The sequence below is a fragment of the Saccharopolyspora soli genome (assembly GCF_022678645.1).
Lineage (GTDB): Bacteria > Actinomycetota > Actinomycetes > Mycobacteriales > Pseudonocardiaceae > Saccharopolyspora > Saccharopolyspora soli.
The window spans coordinates 1-16,607 of record NZ_JALBWV010000041.1 but is presented as its reverse complement, the minus strand read 5'-3'; the positions used below and the strand labels follow the sequence as shown (position 1 = coordinate 16,607).

Sequence of the window (16,607 nt, the reverse complement as noted above, 5' to 3'; positions counted from 1 at the left end):
GAGGAAAGCACGGTCAACCAGGTGATCAGCAAGCGCAACGAGGACCTTCACGCGTTCGTTTTCAGCGCAGGATGCCGAGGATGACGAGCACGAGTCCGACCAGGGCCGCCGCCGGAACTCCGAACGCCAGCCACTGGTGTTGGGTTCGGCGGCTGTCCCGCAACTCCTGCTCGGTGCGGGTGGAGATGATGAAGTGGCCGTCCCGCTCAGGTTTGCCGATCACCAGCGGGCCGATCTTGTCGTGCACCTCGCCGAGGACGTACAGCCGCCGACCGGGGCGGATCACCCACTCCTGGTACTCGTAGCCGATCGTGCCGCTGCCATCGAAGATGTTCGGCAGTTGGATGCCGAACACCGTCGGTCCCTGCGGGTGGTACGGCTCGAACCGGCTCACCACCTGCTCCGGCCGGTCCGGGTCGGTGCCGTTGGGATCGACGCCGATCAGCACACCGTGGTCGTCGCGCAGGGCGTAGCCCTCCCACGACGTGTGCTGGGCGACGGTCTCGGTGTGCCGACTCACCCGCCGACGACCATCCCGGTGGGTCACCCGCTCGTACTGCCGCTTGACGACGTAGCGGAACCAGACGCATTCGGTCTTGCTGAGCTCCGAGACGAGCGTGCCTTCTGGACGCGGATGGGCCTGCCCGACCAGCTCGCACTGCTTGCGGAACCCGCCCCGTGCGCCGACCTCGTCGGAGGCCCTGCGCTGGAGCTCCAACTCGTTCACCGGCAGGGTTTCGGAGCCGATCATCGCGTGTAACTGATCACGCGCACGGCGCATGAAGAAGAACCCGACCACGGCCGCGACCAGCAGGGCGACGCCGAAGATGACCATTGACCCTCCCCTGACCAATCGCGCCCGACCCTATTTCAGCGCATGCGGATCGGTCACCGCTTTCGGCGAATCCGGCGCCCCGGCCCCCGAACCGCTCCCAAGCCCCGGTGCCCAATCTGGGAGATCCGGTCAATTCACGCGGTTCGAACTGGCGCCTCGTGGTTGATCGATTACCGGCACCGCTGCCCATGCCGCCGCGGGCGCTACTGCCAGGGCAAACGGCAAGGCCAACATAGGGACGCCCCCGCGCTCAACCGGCCTGGGGGTTACCGGGAGTGCGGGGGCGCCAAGGTCCACCCCTGGGGGTCAGGTGGACGGCCCCCATGCTACTGCGTGGTATCCGAGATGTCTCTAGGGGCAGAGATCTTTTTTCTCGCGGACTGTTGCGAACCGCAAGAAGAACTGGGTCAGTGGTCCGATGGCCAGCGCGTAGGCCACGGTGCCCACGCCGACCGTGCCGCCGAGCAGCCAGCCGGTGCTGAGCACGCAGAGTTCGATCACGGTGCGGACCACCCGTACCGACCAGTCGGTACGGGCGTGCAGGCCGGTCATCAGCCCATCCCTCGGCCCTGGGCCCAGCCGCGCACCGACGTAAACCGCGGTGGCGATCCCGTTCAGCACGATGGCGATGATCATCAGCACGATCTGTGCCAGCAGCGGATCGACCGGCGGAGTCAGCGCCAGCGTGGCGTCCACCGCGACCGCGATGACGACCACGTTGGCGACCGTGCCGATGCCGGGTCGCTGTCGCAGCGGCAGCCAGGCCAGCAGGACCACGGCGCCGGTGAGCGCGGTGATCGTCCCGAAGCTCCAGCCCAGCCGTTGGGCCAACCCCTGGTGCAGGACGTCCCACGGGTCGAGGCCCAGTTGGGCGCGCACCATGAAACCCATGCTCGCGCCGTAGAGCACCAGGCCACCGAGAAGGCGTCCGAGCCTGGACAGCGGGCGGATTCGGATCGAGAGCGGGGAGAGGTCCACGGGTGCTGAGATCGACGCCATGAGGCATTTCTAGACGAGAATTGGATTTCAAGTCGAGTGCCAATTGCACTACATTGGATCCATGTCGCTCACCCCGTCGGCACACATCCACGCTCGCAAGCTCGTCGAACTGCTCGGTTCCTGGCGCGGCGTGCAGCGGCCGTCTTCCCGATCGCTGTCCACCGCGGTGCGGCAACTGGCGTTGGACGGTCGGCTGCCGCCGGGCACCCGGCTGCCAGCTGAGCGTGAGCTCGCCGACGCTCTAGGGGTCAGCCGAACCCTGGTTGCGCGGATGCTGGACCGGCTCCGCGAGGAGGGCTTCGTGGCCAGTCGGCGCGGTGCCGGGTCGTGGGTGAAACTGCCGGAGGGCGGGCGCGCGAACGAAGCGCACGGCGGCTGGTTCCCGACTGCGGACAACGAGGTGCTGAACCTCGCGCATGCCACGCCCGACGCGCCAACCGAACTGTGCGCGGCGACGGATCGGGCGCGTTTGCGGTTCGCCGAGCAATTGTCCGGCCACGGCTACCAACCGCACGGGCTTCCTGCGCTGCGCGAGCGGATCGCCGAGCGCTACACGAAGCGGGGGTTGCCGACCGGACCCGAGCAGATCCTGGTCACCAATGGCGCGCAGCACGCCTTCGCCCTGGTGTTGCGGATGCTGGTGTCGCCGGGTGAGCGGGTGCTCGTCGAGCACCCCACGTATCCGAATGCGCTGGAGGCGATCCGCGGGCTCAACACGATGCCGGTCGCGGTGCCGATGGTCGACGACGGCTGGGATCTGGAGCTGCTCACCGCGAACCTGCGCCAGACGTCGCCGCGGCTGGCCTACCTCATCCCGGATTTCCACAACCCGACCGGCATCCGACTGGATGCCGAGGGGCGTGCCCGGTTGGGGCGGGCCCTGGCGCGCACCTGCACGACCGCGGTCATCGACGAGACGCTCGTCGACATCGACCTCACCGACGAGGAGCCGCCACCGCCGATGGCTGTGTTCACCGATCGGGCGATCCTCGTCGGGTCGGCCAGCAAGTCCTTCTGGGGTGGCCTGCGGCTGGGCTGGATCCGCGCGACCGAGGAGTTCGTGCAGCGCACGGTGGTCGGCCGCGCCGCGCTGGACCTCGGCAGCCCGATCCTGGAACAACTCGTGCTGGCGGAGCTGCTCCGCGACGCAGACCAGGTGTTGCAGCGTCGTCGCGCCGAATTGATCGAGCGTCGCGACCACCTCATGGCGGCTCTGCGCGAGCACCTGCCGCACTGGAGTTTCCGGGTCCCGGACGGCGGCCTGTCCCTGTGGTGCGACGTCGGAGCGCCGGTCAGCAGCCAGCTCTCGGTGGCCGCCGAGCAGCGCGGAGTCCGGGTGGCGCCGGGCGCGCGCTTCTCCGTGCACGGGTCGCTGGAACGCTGGATGCGACTGCCCTACACGCTGCCGGGCGACCAGTTGGCCGAAGCGATCCGCCGTCTAGCTGCGGCCACGGCGGCGGTACATGGAACCCCTGGTCCCAGCCTCCTCACCGCACCAATCGCCTGACGTTCGTCCGAGCACGGCCGGTGCGGCGAGGAGGAGTTCCGACGGTCGACCACCCGTCGGCACGGCCCCTCGTCGTGCCGACGGGCGGTTCGACCTCGGGGGACGCCCCGGTGCCGCGGGGCATGCGGCACCGGGGCCCGGGGAGCCCAGTCCTTGGCGTTCCGGCAGGTCACCTGAGTTGCCGGGAACAGGCTGGCGGCGCCCCGATTCCGAGATGGCCGGGCGCAGACGGCCGCCTCGGAGCTGGTGGGTGCGATGTCGTCACCAGGGTTACCGCTGGAGCGGTTCTGCGCAGCGTCAGTCGGGCGACGCCGATGGTTCGAAGGACGGGATGCCGGTCAGCGGCCGGGTTTCCGGATTCGCGGCGCCGATCACCGCTGGGTCGGACAGGTTCGGTCCGGTCGGCAGGATCACCAGCAGGCCGCGCAGGCCGCTGAACCCGGCGATCGTCCCGGCGGACAGCGACGTAGCCGGTGGCGAAGGCTCCTGCGGCGCCGGTTTCGGGCTGGTCAACGGGGCGGCGTGCGATGGTGCGGGCGCATCCGGGGCCCGTGGCTTCGGGATGATCTGGACGGTCGCATCGTGGACTGCCGTCTGCTTCGGCAGCGGCGCGGCGTGGTCGGCGTTCGGTGGCTCGACGGAGCGTTGCCGGTTCGGTGGTGGCGTCGGCGGAACCGGCGGGGTGCTGCCGGGCTCATCGACGGTGGCGGCGGCCTGATCGGTTTCATCGATCGGCGGCACCGGCACCTCGACCTGGGGCGGCTCAGGCCGATCGACTTCGGGCGCGGGTGCCGGGTCGAGCACCAACGGCTCGACCTCGATGCGCGGTTGGTCGAACTCGGGCAGCTCGGTGGCGGCGGCGATCGACGTCCCGCCGAGCCAGCCACCGACGCACAGGCCGCCGACGAAAGCTGCCCGAACCGCGAGCGCAGCGAGCCACGACCGGACACTGCGCGGTGCGCAGGTTCCCGTCACGGTTACCACCGCCTGTCGGTCGGGCCCCGCCGTGGGCGCGGCATCGGGTGCGCCGGGGTGGTCGGCGCGGTCTGTGGTATTCAACCATCTGCGGTGGCGGTTTCGGGCCACCGACCGTGATGGGCACGGCGGTCGGTCCCGCATTCTCCACGCAATCGGGCGACGAGAAAAGACGTGCGACGCTGTCGGACGGGTGAGCCCGGCGGCCGCTGGTGGCGTGTCCGCTGTGGACGGACGGGTTGCCGGGCACAGTGTCCGGTGTGGATCAGGAACCTGAAATCCGGCTCAGCATCGGCGAACTCCAGCAGATCTGGGGTTCCTACGGACACGATCTGCTGCTGCACGATCCCGGCGGACCAGGTGAATGCCTGGTCCGGCGCGGCGAACTCATCGCGTCGGCGAGCGACCTGGAGCCGGTCTTGGACCGGTACCACAGGTGGATCGACGACGTGCGGCACGACGACGACCTGCTGCTGGCCAGGTTGCGACTGCGGAGTGCGGAGCGGGATCGGTGCGTCGATCTCGCGCGGGAAACCGCTGGTGTAGCCGTGAACCACGTGCATTTCGGCTGCCCGGTGATGTTCGGTACGCCGGTGATGTTCGGCACCGGAGCGGATCCGCAGGCCGCGCAGGCAGTTCCGGAGCCACTCGAGCAGCAGTGGGATCCGCCGGTCGTGGTCGGGGTGCTGGACACCGGCTGCGACCCGCATCCATGGTTCCGGGATCGGCCTTGGTTCGAGGCGTTGCCGGAAGTGCTGGACGCCGACGACGCTGCCGGGCAGGACAGGCAAGCCGGTCATGGCACGTTCGTCAGCGGCGTGGTGCTGCAACACGCGCCGGGCGCGGTGATCCGCCCGCATCGGGTGCTTTCCTCGCTCGGGTTCACCGACGACTACACCGTCGCAGCGGGATTGCGTGCGTTGCGGCGCGCGGCTGGTGCGCGCGGTGAACGCATCGGTGTCGTCGTCCTGACGGCCGGATGCCACACCGCGGACGACGAGTGCCCGCCGATCCTGCGGGACGAACTGCGCAACTGGCCGGACACCGTGGTCGTCGCCGCAGCCGGGAATCATGCGCTGAGCAGGCCGTTCTGGCCCGCGGCGGTGCCGTCGGTGGTGGCCGTGGCAGCGACCGGGAGCGACGGCGCGCTCGCCGGGTTCTCGAATTCCGGCCCGTGGGTCGATGTCGCCGCGCCGGGCGTGGATGTGACGAGCAGCTTCGTCCGGATGGGGCCGGACGGCAGCCGCAGTTTCGGTTACGCGCGTTGGAGCGGGACGTCTTTCGCCGCGCCGCAGGTGGCTGCCGCCGTCGCGAATGCCTTGCGGGCAGGCCGTGATCCCGGAGAAGCACGCGATCTTGTGAGGCGACGTTACCCGTTCGAGCGGTAATCGGCGCGAAGTGAATCTGTGAGCACCCCTCGTTCCTCTTATTACGCGGGACGAAAAAGATCGAGATCGGGCAGGGGTGTGATCGTGCACGAGGTCGGGGAGCCTGCGGCGAGCGCGGTGCTGTTGCGTCGCGCGGCGTCCGGTGATCAGCAGGCGTGGCGGGAGTTGGTGGATCGAAACGCTTCGGTGGTGTGGGGGGTGTCGCGCGCCTTCGCCGCGAACACCGCGGACGCCGAGGACATCTACCAGGCGACTTGGTTGTTGTTGGCGGAGAACTTGGGACGGCTGCGAGAGCCGGAGTCGTTGTCCGGGTGGTTGGTGACCACCGCGCGCCGCGAATCGATGCGGTTGCGCCGGGCGAGGCAACGGGAATCGCCGGTCGGCCTGGACACCGGCGACTTCGGGCCGCCGGATCACGCCGAGAACCCGGAGCACAAGGTGCTGCGCGCGATGGCGAGTTCGCGGCTGGCGAAGTCGTTCGCTCAGTTGCCGCAGCGCTGCCAGCAGTTGCTGCGGGTGCTGGCGGTCGCACCGGATGCGAGCTATTCCCAGGTCAGCCAGGCCCTTGGGGTGCCGAGGGGCACGATCGGTCCGAAGAAGAGCCGCTGTTTGGCGGAATTGCGGCGACGCATGCTCGCCGCCGAGGTGCCGGAGGAGGTGGCGGGATGAACCGGTGGATGCCAGCCGAATTGCGGCGGTTGCGCGAACTGTTCCAGTCCTGCGATCCGATTCCCGAGCGGGCCGTGGCGGATGCGTACGCGGCCGTGCGGCGGCGATCGACGTACCGCGATCCGGAGGTGCTGAAGCTGGTCGGCGATTCGGCGGAGTCGTTGGCCAGCGTCCGCGGGTCCGGGCGGCCGGAACCTCGGGTGCTGACGTTCGCGATGCCGGGTCGAGTGCTGGAAATGGACCTGATCCCGACCGTGCGCGGCCAGTACCGGGCGTCCGGCATGGTGCTGAACCGGGCCGGTCAGGCGCCGCCCGCTGGCGAGGTCGTGCTCCGGCACCCCGACGGCGAGTGCTCGGGTTCGTTGGACGAGCACGGTGCGTTCCGGGTGGCGGATGTGCCGCGCGGTCCGCTGAGCGTGGTGTTCCGGCCGGTTCGGTCGGCGCCCGCCGTCGCGGATTGGCTGGTCTGTTGAGCGCCGGAACGGCGGTGGCACCGCCGGATCCGATCAATGCCGCGCTGTGGTGGCGCGACAACGCGAGCGCGGCTCCGGAGGCCGCCATGCGCAAGGCGGAGGAGCTGCTGTCGGGCGCGGGCGACGGCGAGTTGCGGGTGCTGGCCCGGCATATCGCCTCCCTGGCCGCGGTGGAACGGGGCCGGGTCAAGCAGGCATACCGGCACGCCCGGCTCGGGTTGGTCGCCGCGCACCGGACTGGGCAGTCGCAACGCGCCGCTCAGTTGCGGCTCACGCTCGCGTGGATCGAGTTGGAACGCGGGGTGACCAGTGCGAGCTGGGCGCATCTCGTGGCGGCGGATCCGCAGTTGCCCACGGCGGACCGGGCCCGAGCAGCTTGCTTGCGCGGTCTCCTGCACTGCCAGGGCGATCAGCACGGCGAAGCGCGGGCGGAGCTGACCCGGGCGTTGCGGAGCCTGTCGGCCGACGACGATCGCCGTTGGATGGCGAACGCGCTGCTGGGGCGGGGGCTGGCGAACCTGTACACCAACAGGTTGGTCGCAGCGGAGGCTGATCTGGCTGCCGCAGAAGAGGTTTTCGCCTCGGACGGCCAGCAGGCCCGCGCAGCGGCGTGTCGGCACAACCGCGGTTGCGTCGCATTCCGGGCCGGGGAGCTGCCACGTGCGTTGCGTCTGTTCGAGGAGGCGGTATCCGCCGGATTGGACACCAAGTCGAATCCGGAGGCGTTGGTCGATCGGGCGGAAGCATTGGCGGCCGCCGGGTTGAACGACGAAGCACGCACCGCGATGGAACAGGCCGCCAGCCGGTTGGCGGCCTGTGGCCGGGCTGGTCGGCTCGCCGAAACCCGGCTCGCGTTGGCCAATTGCGCGCTGCGCGACGGCGACCCGGCTGCCGCCGGGGAGGCCGCCAGCGGCGCTCGTCGGTTGTTCCGCGCGCAGCGGCGACCCGCCTGGGCCGCGTTGGCGACGGCCATCGGGTGGCAGGCGAAGCTGCGCGGTGGCCATTGCTCCCGCTACGCGCTCGCGGCGGCGCGACGAGCCGCTGCGGCGTGCGAGGAGTTCGGCTGGATCGGACCTGCGGCCGAACTCCGGCTCACTGCGGGACGATGTGCCGCGCAGGCCGGGATGCGCACCGCATCCCGCAAGTTCTTCGCGCTGTGCGCTCCATTGCGCGACGCAGCGGTGGCGTCTCCGCAGAATCGAGCCCTCGGCTGGTTGGCCGACGCACTCCTGGCCGACCAGGACGGGGATTCGGACCGGCTGTTCGCGGCGTGCCGAGGCGGTTTGCAGGCGGTCGACAGCCAAACGGTCGACATGGCAGCCTTCGAACTGCGTGTGCACGCTTTCGGTTTGGCGGGCGAGCTGGGCGACACCGCAGTGGGTGCCGCGCTGCGCATCGGTGATCCGCGCTTGGTGTTGCGCTGGACCGAGCGGTCGCGGGCCAGCGCACTGCACCGCCGGGCGCTGCGGCCACCGACGGATCCGAGGCTGAATTCGGCGCTGGTGCGGCTGCGGGCCGCGGTGCTGGAAACGCAGCGCAGCCGTGATCCGAAGCAGGCGTTGGGCACCATCGCGGAGCTGGAAGAGCAGGTGCGCCATCGCGCGGTGCTGGTGGAAGGGCGGACCAGCGGCCTGCGCGCCCCAGGTGGGATCGACGACGTCATCGACGAGCTCGGTGATTCGGTGCTGCTCAGCCTCTTCGCCCACAGCGGCCGGTTGTTCGCGGTATCCATTGTGGACGGAGATGCTCGGCTGCACGTGCTGGGTCCGGAGTCGAGTGCGGAATCACACGCTGCCCGGCTCCGGCATCTGCTCGCCCGGCAGGCCACGGGTACCGCGCCGCGAGCGGCGCCCACGTTCGAAATGGGAGCGCAGCACGCAGCCGAGGAGCTCCAAGCGCAGCTGTTGGCGCCGGTGCTGCCCGCTTTGGAACAGGGGCGGTCGCTCGTGGTGATCCCGACCGGGCGCTTGCACGTCCTGCCGTGGGCTGCCTTGCCCGCGTGCCGTGGTCGCAGCGTGACTGTGAGTCCATCGCTGCGGTGCTGGTTGCGGGGCGCACTGGATGCCCGAGCCGCCGACCAGACCGGTGCGCCGGTGTGGGTCGCGGGTCCCGGTCTGCAACATGCGGAGCGGGAGGTTCGCGGGCTGCACGCGATCGCGGGCGGGCAGCTGCTGGTCGGAGCGGACGCCAGTTCGGAGCGGGTGCTATCCGCAGTGGACGGAGCGGCGACGGTGCACATCGCCGCGCACGGTCGGTTCCGGGACGACCAGCCGCTGCTGTCCTGCCTGGACCTCGTGGACGGTCCGCTGTACGCCTACGACTTGGACCGACTGCACCGCGGTCCGACGACCGTGGTGCTGTCGGCCTGCGACGTGGGCAGGTCCGTGGTCAGCCGAGGCGATCAGGTCAGCGGTCTGGCAGCCACCCTGCTCGGTCGCGGCACAGCAACGGTGATCGCCAGCGTGGTACCGGTCCCGGACGAGCGAACGGCCAGTGTGATGGCGTCGCTGCACCGGGCGTTGCGCGCGGGTTCTCCCCCGGCGACCGCACTCGCCGAAGCGCAGGCGCAGCACGGCGAAACCGGATTCGTCTGCCTCGGATACGGAGGTGATCGATGAGCGGAGTGCACCGTTGGCGGACGCCCTGGACATTCATGATGTCGGGGATCCCACAGCGAGGCGGCGTCTGAGGTTCCGCTACCCGCACCGGTACGCAAACCACGTCCGAAACAGTCTCTAGCGGAGCTTGTGCAGACGGCGGACGGCTTCGTCCAGGACCTCGTCGCGCTTGCAGAAGGCGAAGCGCACCAGGTGCTTGGTGTCTTCGGGGTTGTCGCAGAAGACCTGCACCGGGATCGCGGCGAGCCCGATGCGTTCCGGCAGCGAGCGGCACAGCTCGGCGCCGTCGTCGAAGCCCAGCGGTCGGACGTCGGTGCAGATGAAGTAGGTGCCCTCGCTGGCCAGCACGTCGAAACCAGCCTCGGCCAGCCCTTCGGCGAGGCGGTCCCGCTTGCGTTGCAAGTTCTTGCGCAGCTGCTCGACCCAGTCGAGCTCGTTGCGGAGGGCGTGCGCGGCGGCGGGCTGGAACGGCGCGCCGCCGACGAAGGTCATGAACTGCTTGGCCGCGCGCACCGCGGCGACCAGTTCGGCCGGACCGCAGGCCCAGCCGATCTTCCAGCCGGTGGCGCTGAAGCTCTTGCCGACGCTGGAGATCGACAGGGTCCGCTCGGCCATGCCGGGCAGGGTGGCCAGCGGATGGTGCTCCCGACCGTCGAAGATCAGGTGCTCGTAGACCTCGTCGGTGATGGCGATCACATCGTTGGCGCGGCAGACCTCGGCGATCGCGGCCAGTTCCGCGTCGGTCAGCACGGTGCCGGTCGGGTTGTGCGGCGAGTTCAGCACCAGGGCGCGGGTCTGCGGGCCGACGGCGGCGCGCAGCGCGTCCAGGTCGAGCGCGAAGCGGTGGTCGGCGCCCTGCCGCAGCGGAACGGTCCGGCGCACTCCGCCTGCCATCGCGACGGCGACCGGGTAGGAGTCGTAGTACGGCTCGATGAGCACGACCTCGTCGCCGGGCTCGACCAGGGCGAGCATCGCGGCGGTCAGCGCCTCGGTCGCGCCGACGGTGACCAGCACCTCGTCCTCCGGGCGGTGCTCGATCCCGTAGCGCGCCAGGCGGTGCTCGGAGATCGCGGCCCGCAGGTCCGGCTCGCCAGCGCCCGGCGGGTACTGGTTCACGCCGTTGGCGATCGCTTCCTGCGCGACCCGCAGCATGCCCTCAGGGCCGTCGGTGTCCGGAAAGCCCTGGCCGAGGTTGACCGCACCGGTCCTCCTGGCCAGCTCGGTGATCTCGGCGAAGATCGTGGACGTGAACGGCTGCAACCGGCTGGTGAGGGCAGGAGTACGCACGTCTGCGCAGCGTAGTCGAAATCGCGGAGGGTGCGGGTGTTGGTTCGCCTCGGTGACCACTTGGCGGAACGCCACCTCGTCCGTTGGGTCCCTGATCCATCGGTGCTGGTGCTGTCCCCGGATGCTGCCGAGAACAGGCGGCTACCACGGCTCGGCTGACGTGGCCTCGCGCTTTCGGGCATTGATCAGCAGCTGCTCGGTCCGGCGTTGGCGCGAGCACTCGGCGAACGCTGCCACAATCGGGATGTGCAGCCGACAGCGGTTTCCGACAATGACAAGCGCCGTGGCCTGCGGCGGATGAAGGCCGTGGCGGGCGGGTTCCTGCTGCTGGCCACCCTGATCTACGTGGTGGCCCGCTGGCAGGAGAACGACGGCGCGGCCTGGGCGGGATACGTGCGGGCCGCGGCCGAGGCTGGCATGGTCGGCGCGCTGGCGGACTGGTTCGCCGTCACCGCGCTGTTCCGGCGGCCGCTGGGACTGCCGATCCCGCACACCGCGATCATCCCTACCCGCAAGGACGTGATCGGCCGCAGCCTGGGCGACTTCGTCGGCTCCAACTTCCTGTCCGAGCAGGTGGTGCGGGACAAGCTGCGCCGCGCGGAGATCAGCCGTCGGCTCGGTACCTGGCTCGACGACGCCGACCACGCCGAGCGCGTCACCTCGGAGTTGGCCGCTGCGGTCCGCGGTGCCGTGCAGGTGCTCCGGGACGAGGACGTGCAGGAGGTGCTGGAGCAGGCGGTGGTGCGCAAGCTGCTCGCCCAGCCGTTCGGGCCGCCGCTGGGCCGGATCCTGTCCCAGGTCTTCGCCGACGGTTCGCACCACAAGCTGGTCGACCTGATCTGCGACCGGGCCTACGACTGGGTGCGCGACAACCACGAAACCGTGCTGCGGGTGGTCAGCCAGCGCGCGCCGTCGTGGTCGCCGAAGTTCTTCGACGCCATCGTGGCGGACAAGATCTACGCCGAGGTGCTGTCCTTCGCGTGGGCGGTCAAGACCGACCCGGAGCACCAGATGCGCAAGGCCGTCGACCGCTTCCTGGTCGAGTTCGCGCACGACCTGCAGCACGATCCGAAGACGATGGCCAAGGCCGAGCAGATCCAGCAGCAGGTGCTGGAGCACCCGGAGGTGCAGAACCTGGTTTCCTCGGCGTGGGGCACGGCGAAGAAGATGCTGCTGGACGCCGCCGAGGACCCGTCCAGCGAACTGCGGGTGCGGGTGCGGGACGGGCTGCGTTCGCTTGGGCGCCGGTTGGCCGACGAACCCGAGCTGCGGTTCAAGGTGGACGGTTGGCTGGAGGGTGCCACGGTGTACGTGGTGTCCAACTACCGCGACGAGCTGACCACGTTGATCACGGACACCGTGGAGCGCTGGGACGCCCAGGAGACCTCCCGCAAGATCGAGCTCCAGGTCGGCCGGGACCTGCAGTTCATCCGCATCAACGGCACGGTCGTCGGTGCCCTCGCCGGGCTGCTGATCTACACCGTGACCCAGCTGTTCCTCTGAACGCCAGTTTCCAAGGCTCCGTGGTCGAGCGCGGCTCAGGTCGTGGTGTGGCGTTCCCGCCAGGAGCGGGCCTTTTCGCGGTTCCCGCACACCCGCATCGAGCACCAGGTGCGGGAGCGGTTGCGGGAGCGGTCGTAGAACGCCCACAGGCAGTCGTCGGCCGGGCAGATCTTGATGCGGCCCCAGTGTCCGGTGTGCACCAGGCGGGCCGCCGCCACCAGCACACTGCCGAGGGCGTCGACGCCGGTCAGCATTGGGATCCCGTTGTGCAACCGGACCTGCACCGGCCAGGCCGTTTCGAGCACCGCCGGTGGTCGGACGCCGTAGGACACCGAGGTGCGCATGGTGTCGCGGATTTCGCGCGCCGCATCCACGCCGGGCGCTTTGCCGAGGTCCTGATCGATGCACCACTGCTGCCACTGGCCGGGATCGTCCAGGATCTCGGTGCCCTTCTCGGCGTCGCACGTGTTCAGGAAGGCCAGGACTAGCTCGATGTCGTGGTCGAAGTCGCGTTCGACCACCTCCAGGGACGACGGGCGGTCCACCTCCGGAGCGACAACTCTGCTGTTCACGAACACCATCGTAAGCCAGTAGGGGGTTGCGCCGAGCTGTTGTAACCAACATAATCTTGACACTGGTTACTAACTGCCAAAACTGGATAGCAGGTTAGGGGCTTGGTGATGAATCCGTTCCAGATCGAACCGGGTCGGACCGGTCGCGAGTTGACCGCGGCCGCCGCGCGGCGAGTGGAAATCGAGCGAGCTCTGCGGGAAGGGGGCAGGCTGCGCCCGGTCTGGCTCGACCGGTTCGCAAACTGGTGGGCTGCGGCAACCGAAGCGCTGCGACCGGGTGCGGCACTGGACCCCGGTCCGGCTCCGCGAGGTTGCGTCAACTAAGAGGGCGCAGCTGCTGGGCCGGGTCTGCGGCTCGCGCCGCCGCGAAGCCGATTCCGAAGACATGCCTTGGAAGGAGCGACGATGACCGCGCTGCGACTGGCAGCTTTCGCGATCGATTGCCCGGATCCGCGGGCGCTGGCCGAGTTCTACGGTCGACTGCTGGGGTGGGAGGTCGACGAGGCCGAATCCAACGACGGGTGGGTCGAGCTCGCGGATCCCTCCGGCGGCGCGCCGCTGGCGTTCCAGCGCGATCCCGGCTATCGGCCGCCGACCTGGCCGAGTCGGGACGTGCCGCAGATGATGCACCTCGACGTTCGGGTGTCGACCCTCGCGGAGGGGCACGAGTTGGCGATCGCGGCGGGCGCGACACCCTTGCCGCAGCCCGCTGATCAGCAAGACGCGCTGTTCCGCGTCTACGCCGATCCGGTTGGTCATCCGTTCTGCATGTGCGCCTGCCACGAGTAGCCGGGCCCGGTCCGGGCGACGCCTGATCGGGTGCAAGCAAGGTGCTTGCAATAGCTAGCACGCGTGGCTATCGTGGTTGGTGACCGGAAAGGTGCTTGCCCGATGGAACGCGTGGACAAAGCTGTCAACAAGGCCGTCAACCAGGCGGTCAGCGACCTCGGCGGTTACATCCGGACGCAACGCAACAACGCCCAGATCTCGTTGCGGCAGCTGGCGAAGCTCGCCGGTGTGTCGAACCCGTACCTGAGCCAGGTGGAACGCGGGTTGCGCAAGCCGAGCGCGGAGATCCTGCAGCAGATCGCCAAGGGGCTGCGGATCTCCGCCGAAGCGCTCTACGTGCAGGCCGGGATCTTGGAGCGCCGCGAGAGCGGGCCGGTGGTGGACGCGATCCTCGCCGACCCCGAGCTGAACGAGCGGCAGAAACAAGTGCTTCTGGACATCTACGCCTCGTTCCGTCGGGAGCACGACAACGCGACCGACGGGGACACCGAGCAATCCGAGGAGTGACCACAATGCCGGCCTTCCCGAAGACCGAAGACGTGAACAAGGTGCGCGAGCAGGCCGCGCACGCCCTGGGCGAAGCGGCCGAGCAGGCCCGCACCCCGCTGCTCGCCGCGCTCGGCGCTGGCGACGTCGCCGCCCACGCCGTGGTGGAAGCGGTCAACAAGATCCGCACCCAGCTGGGCGAGCGGGCCGAGTCCGCGCGCCACGACCTGCCCGCCGACTTCAACGAACTGCGCGACAAGTTCGACCCGGCCGAACTGCGCAAGCGCGTTGACGCCTACAGCCAGTCGGCCAAGCAGCTCTACGACTACCTGGCTGAGCGCGGCGAGGAGACGCTGCACCGGTTGCAGGACCAGCCGCAGGTCAAGAAGGTCTGGGACCAGATGGGCACCGCGCAGGGCAAGGTCGAGGAGACCGTTGACGAGGTCCGCGACCTGGCCGACGACGTGCTCGGCAAGGTCAGCCGCCCGTTCGGCACGACCGCGGAGAAGCCCGCCGAGGAGCCGGTCAAGGCCGAGGAGCCAGCGGCCAAACCAGCCGCGAAGACCAGCACCGAGACCAAGACCGCGCCGCGCAAGACGACCACCAGGTCGACCGCCGCGAAGAGCACCGCGAAGAAGTCCTCGACCAGCAAGTCCAGCGAGAGCTGACGCCTGACCGGGTGCCCTCGGATTCGTCGACCACGTAGGGTGGAGCACGTGGAGCTGGCGAATTGGATCCTGACGATCATCTGGATTGCGGGCATCCCGGTCGGGGTCTTCGCGTTCGTGCACGCGGCGTTGCAGCGGGCTGACGCCTTCACCGCCGTGGACAAGTTGAACAAGATGGCGTGGGTGCTCATCACGGCCGGTGCCGCGCTGCTGCTCATCGTCAGCTACCGCGGCCCGTTCACGATCATCTGGATCGCGGGACTGGTCGCCTCGCTCGTCTACATCGTCGACGTCCGGCCCAAGTTGAGGGAAGTCCAGGGGCGGTCCTGGTAGTGGACGTCCGCTGGGCGCCGTACGGTCGTGGCGCCCCGGTAACCCTGGTCGTGCACGGACTTGGTGCCACCGAGGGTGAGGCCCGCATTCCCGCGTCCGGGCTGTCCGGGACCCGCGTCGTGATCACGTTGCCCGGCCACGGCAGTGCCGCTGACGCGCCGCCGAACTACTGGAACTACGGGACGGTCGCAGCGGATGTCCTCGCTGTGGCCGACGAGGTCCAGGCAACTCGCGCGGTCGGTGTCTCGCTCGGCGCGGGCGCATTGACGCGCATAGCCGCCGATCATCCGGACCGCTTCGACCGGTTCGCATTGTTGCTGCCCGCCGCGTTGGACCGGCCTCGCGGCGCGGCTGCGGCGCGGGAGTTCAGGCGGCTTGCCGAAGCGGTCGCGGCCCATGACGGTGGCGCGGCGTTGCGCGAGATCCTTGGCGCGCAGGTTCCGGCAGGCGTCGCCGTCGGCGACTACGTCGACCGCCGTGCCGAGGCGTTGTCGCGGCTGGAAGATGCGCTCCGCGAACTGCCGGAGCAGGCTCCGGTGCCGGACGTGGCGACCTTGGCCGCGGTTCGGTCGGACGTGCTGGTCGTCGGCGCCACCGATGACCCGCTGCACCCGGTCGAGGTGGCGAAGGCGGTGGCTGCGGCGTTCTCCCGCGCCAGGTTGGAGATCCTGCCGTCATCCGCACCGATGCTCACGCACCGACGGGAGCTTCGCCGCCTGCTGGTGGACTTCCTGCGCTGAACCTGCGTGCGGTGCGTTCGGCGCGGTTCGTATTGTCGAGGGCATGGGTGTTGATTGGTCTGTGGCCGCCGGAACTCTGGACGTGACCTCGGCGCTGGAGCGCCTCGAACTGCTCGCCGAGCCGGTTGCGGCAACGGTTCGCGAACTCGACGACGAGCGGATCGGCGTCACCGAGATCGACCCGGAACTGGCGGACACCGCGGCGTTCTGCGAGCGGTACGGCTCGCCGCTGGAGTTGTCGGCGAACTGCGTGGTGGTCGCGGGAAAGCGGGCCGGTGAAGTGCGCTATGCCGCGTGCGTGGTGCTGGCCACCACGCGAGCTGACGTCAACGGCGTGGTCAAGCGGCGGCTGGACGTGCGCAAGGCATCGTTCGCGTCGATGGACGACGCGGTGCGGCTCAGCGGCATGGAATACGGCGGGATCACCCCGTTCGGGCTGCCCGCCGACTGGCCGATCCTGGTGGACTCCGAGGTGGCGAAGGCCCCGGCCGTGGTGGTCGGCAGCGGGGTGCGGCGCAGCAAGATCATCACGCCGGGCGAGGTGCTGGCCCAGCTGCCGGGCGCGGAGGTCCTGGAAGCCCTGGGGCGCTGAGTCGTGGGGGGGGGGGGGGGGGGCCCCCCCCGGGGGGGGGGGCCCCCCCCCCCCCCCCGCCCGGGCGGGGGGGGGGGGGGGGGGGGGGGGGGGGGGGGGGGGGGGGGGCGCCCCCGCGCCCGCGCCGGGGGGGGGGGGGGGCGGCGGGGGGGGGGGGGGGGGGGGGGGGGGGG

General features: G+C 69.9%; 17 protein-coding genes. 12 read left to right on the top strand and 5 right to left on the bottom strand.

What is annotated here, in order from left to right; genetic code table 11:
* Positions 1–61 precede the first annotated feature (61 nt).
* Positions 62–835: an E3 ubiquitin ligase family protein gene (locus MOQ72_RS27375; protein WP_242188552.1), complete on the bottom strand. Its 774-nt coding sequence runs from the start codon at positions 833–835 to the stop codon at positions 62–64.
* A 351-nt stretch (positions 836–1,186) separates the two neighbouring features.
* Positions 1,187–1,834 carry a membrane protein YczE gene (gene yczE / locus MOQ72_RS27370; RefSeq protein WP_242188551.1) on the bottom strand — a complete coding sequence of 216 codons (648 nt, stop codon included), beginning with the start codon at positions 1,832–1,834 and terminating at the stop codon, positions 1,187–1,189.
* 61 nt (positions 1,835–1,895) lie between these two features.
* Between yczE and yczR the strand changes: the two genes are divergently transcribed.
* A complete protein-coding gene (yczR, locus tag MOQ72_RS27365; protein ID WP_242188550.1) occupies positions 1,896–3,341 on the top strand; it encodes a MocR-like transcription factor YczR in 1,446 nt (481 codons plus the stop codon).
* Between the two features lie 297 nt (positions 3,342–3,638).
* Here yczR and MOQ72_RS27360 read toward each other — a convergent pair whose 3' ends face one another.
* Positions 3,639–4,316: a hypothetical protein gene (locus MOQ72_RS27360; protein ID WP_242188549.1), complete on the bottom strand. Its 678-nt coding sequence runs from the start codon at positions 4,314–4,316 to the stop codon at positions 3,639–3,641.
* Positions 4,317–4,576: 260 nt separating this feature from the next.
* Between MOQ72_RS27360 and MOQ72_RS27355 the strand changes: the two genes are divergently transcribed.
* The 4 genes from MOQ72_RS27355 to MOQ72_RS27340 all read left to right on the top strand — a co-directional run bounded on the left by MOQ72_RS27355 (position 4,577) and on the right by MOQ72_RS27340 (position 9,464).
* Entirely contained in the window at positions 4,577–5,704 is a 1,128-nt protein-coding gene (locus MOQ72_RS27355; protein ID WP_242188548.1) for a S8 family peptidase, read from the top strand.
* Between the two features lie 84 nt (positions 5,705–5,788).
* Complete coding sequence (locus MOQ72_RS27350; protein ID WP_242188547.1) at positions 5,789–6,373, top strand: RNA polymerase sigma factor; 585 nt, start codon at positions 5,789–5,791, stop codon at positions 6,371–6,373.
* Positions 6,370–6,846: a hypothetical protein gene (locus MOQ72_RS27345; RefSeq protein ID WP_242188546.1), complete on the top strand. Its 477-nt coding sequence runs from the start codon at positions 6,370–6,372 to the stop codon at positions 6,844–6,846. Before MOQ72_RS27350 ends, MOQ72_RS27345 begins: the two co-directional genes overlap by 4 nt.
* A complete protein-coding gene (locus tag MOQ72_RS27340) occupies positions 6,843–9,464 on the top strand; it encodes a CHAT domain-containing protein (protein ID WP_242188545.1) in 2,622 nt (873 codons plus the stop codon). Before MOQ72_RS27345 ends, MOQ72_RS27340 begins: the two co-directional genes overlap by 4 nt.
* Before the next feature lie 117 nt (positions 9,465–9,581).
* Here the strand turns inward: MOQ72_RS27340 and MOQ72_RS27335 are convergent, their stop codons facing one another.
* Positions 9,582–10,751: a pyridoxal phosphate-dependent aminotransferase gene (locus tag MOQ72_RS27335; protein ID WP_242188544.1), complete on the bottom strand. Its 1,170-nt coding sequence runs from the start codon at positions 10,749–10,751 to the stop codon at positions 9,582–9,584.
* A 297-nt stretch (positions 10,752–11,048) separates the two neighbouring features.
* Between MOQ72_RS27335 and MOQ72_RS27330 the strand changes: the two genes are divergently transcribed.
* A complete protein-coding gene (locus tag MOQ72_RS27330) occupies positions 11,049–12,254 on the top strand; it encodes a DUF445 domain-containing protein (RefSeq protein WP_242188596.1) in 1,206 nt (401 codons plus the stop codon).
* Positions 12,255–12,289: 35 nt separating this feature from the next.
* Here the strand turns inward: MOQ72_RS27330 and MOQ72_RS27325 are convergent, their stop codons facing one another.
* Entirely contained in the window at positions 12,290–12,835 is a 546-nt protein-coding gene (locus MOQ72_RS27325; RefSeq protein WP_242188543.1) for a CGNR zinc finger domain-containing protein, read from the bottom strand.
* 396 nt (positions 12,836–13,231) lie between these two features.
* Between MOQ72_RS27325 and MOQ72_RS27320 the strand changes: the two genes are divergently transcribed.
* From MOQ72_RS27320 to MOQ72_RS27295, 6 genes are all read left to right on the top strand, one after another.
* Positions 13,232–13,615 (top strand): VOC family protein, encoded by a 384-nt coding sequence (locus MOQ72_RS27320; protein WP_242188542.1) that lies wholly within the window; start codon positions 13,232–13,234, stop codon positions 13,613–13,615.
* 102 nt (positions 13,616–13,717) lie between these two features.
* Positions 13,718–14,122 carry a helix-turn-helix domain-containing protein gene (locus MOQ72_RS27315; protein WP_242188541.1) on the top strand — a complete coding sequence of 135 codons (405 nt, stop codon included), beginning with the start codon at positions 13,718–13,720 and terminating at the stop codon, positions 14,120–14,122.
* 5 nt (positions 14,123–14,127) lie between these two features.
* Positions 14,128–14,769 (top strand): hypothetical protein, encoded by a 642-nt coding sequence (locus tag MOQ72_RS27310; protein ID WP_242188540.1) that lies wholly within the window; start codon positions 14,128–14,130, stop codon positions 14,767–14,769.
* A 48-nt stretch (positions 14,770–14,817) separates the two neighbouring features.
* Complete coding sequence (locus MOQ72_RS27305) at positions 14,818–15,102, top strand: DUF2516 family protein (protein WP_242188539.1); 285 nt, start codon at positions 14,818–14,820, stop codon at positions 15,100–15,102.
* A complete protein-coding gene (locus MOQ72_RS27300; RefSeq protein WP_242188538.1) occupies positions 15,102–15,842 on the top strand; it encodes an alpha/beta fold hydrolase in 741 nt (246 codons plus the stop codon). Before MOQ72_RS27305 ends, MOQ72_RS27300 begins: the two co-directional genes overlap by 1 nt.
* Positions 15,843–15,885: 43 nt before the next feature.
* Positions 15,886–16,434 (top strand): YbaK/EbsC family protein, encoded by a 549-nt coding sequence (locus MOQ72_RS27295; protein WP_242188537.1) that lies wholly within the window; start codon positions 15,886–15,888, stop codon positions 16,432–16,434.
* Positions 16,435–16,607: the final 173 nt, after the last annotated feature.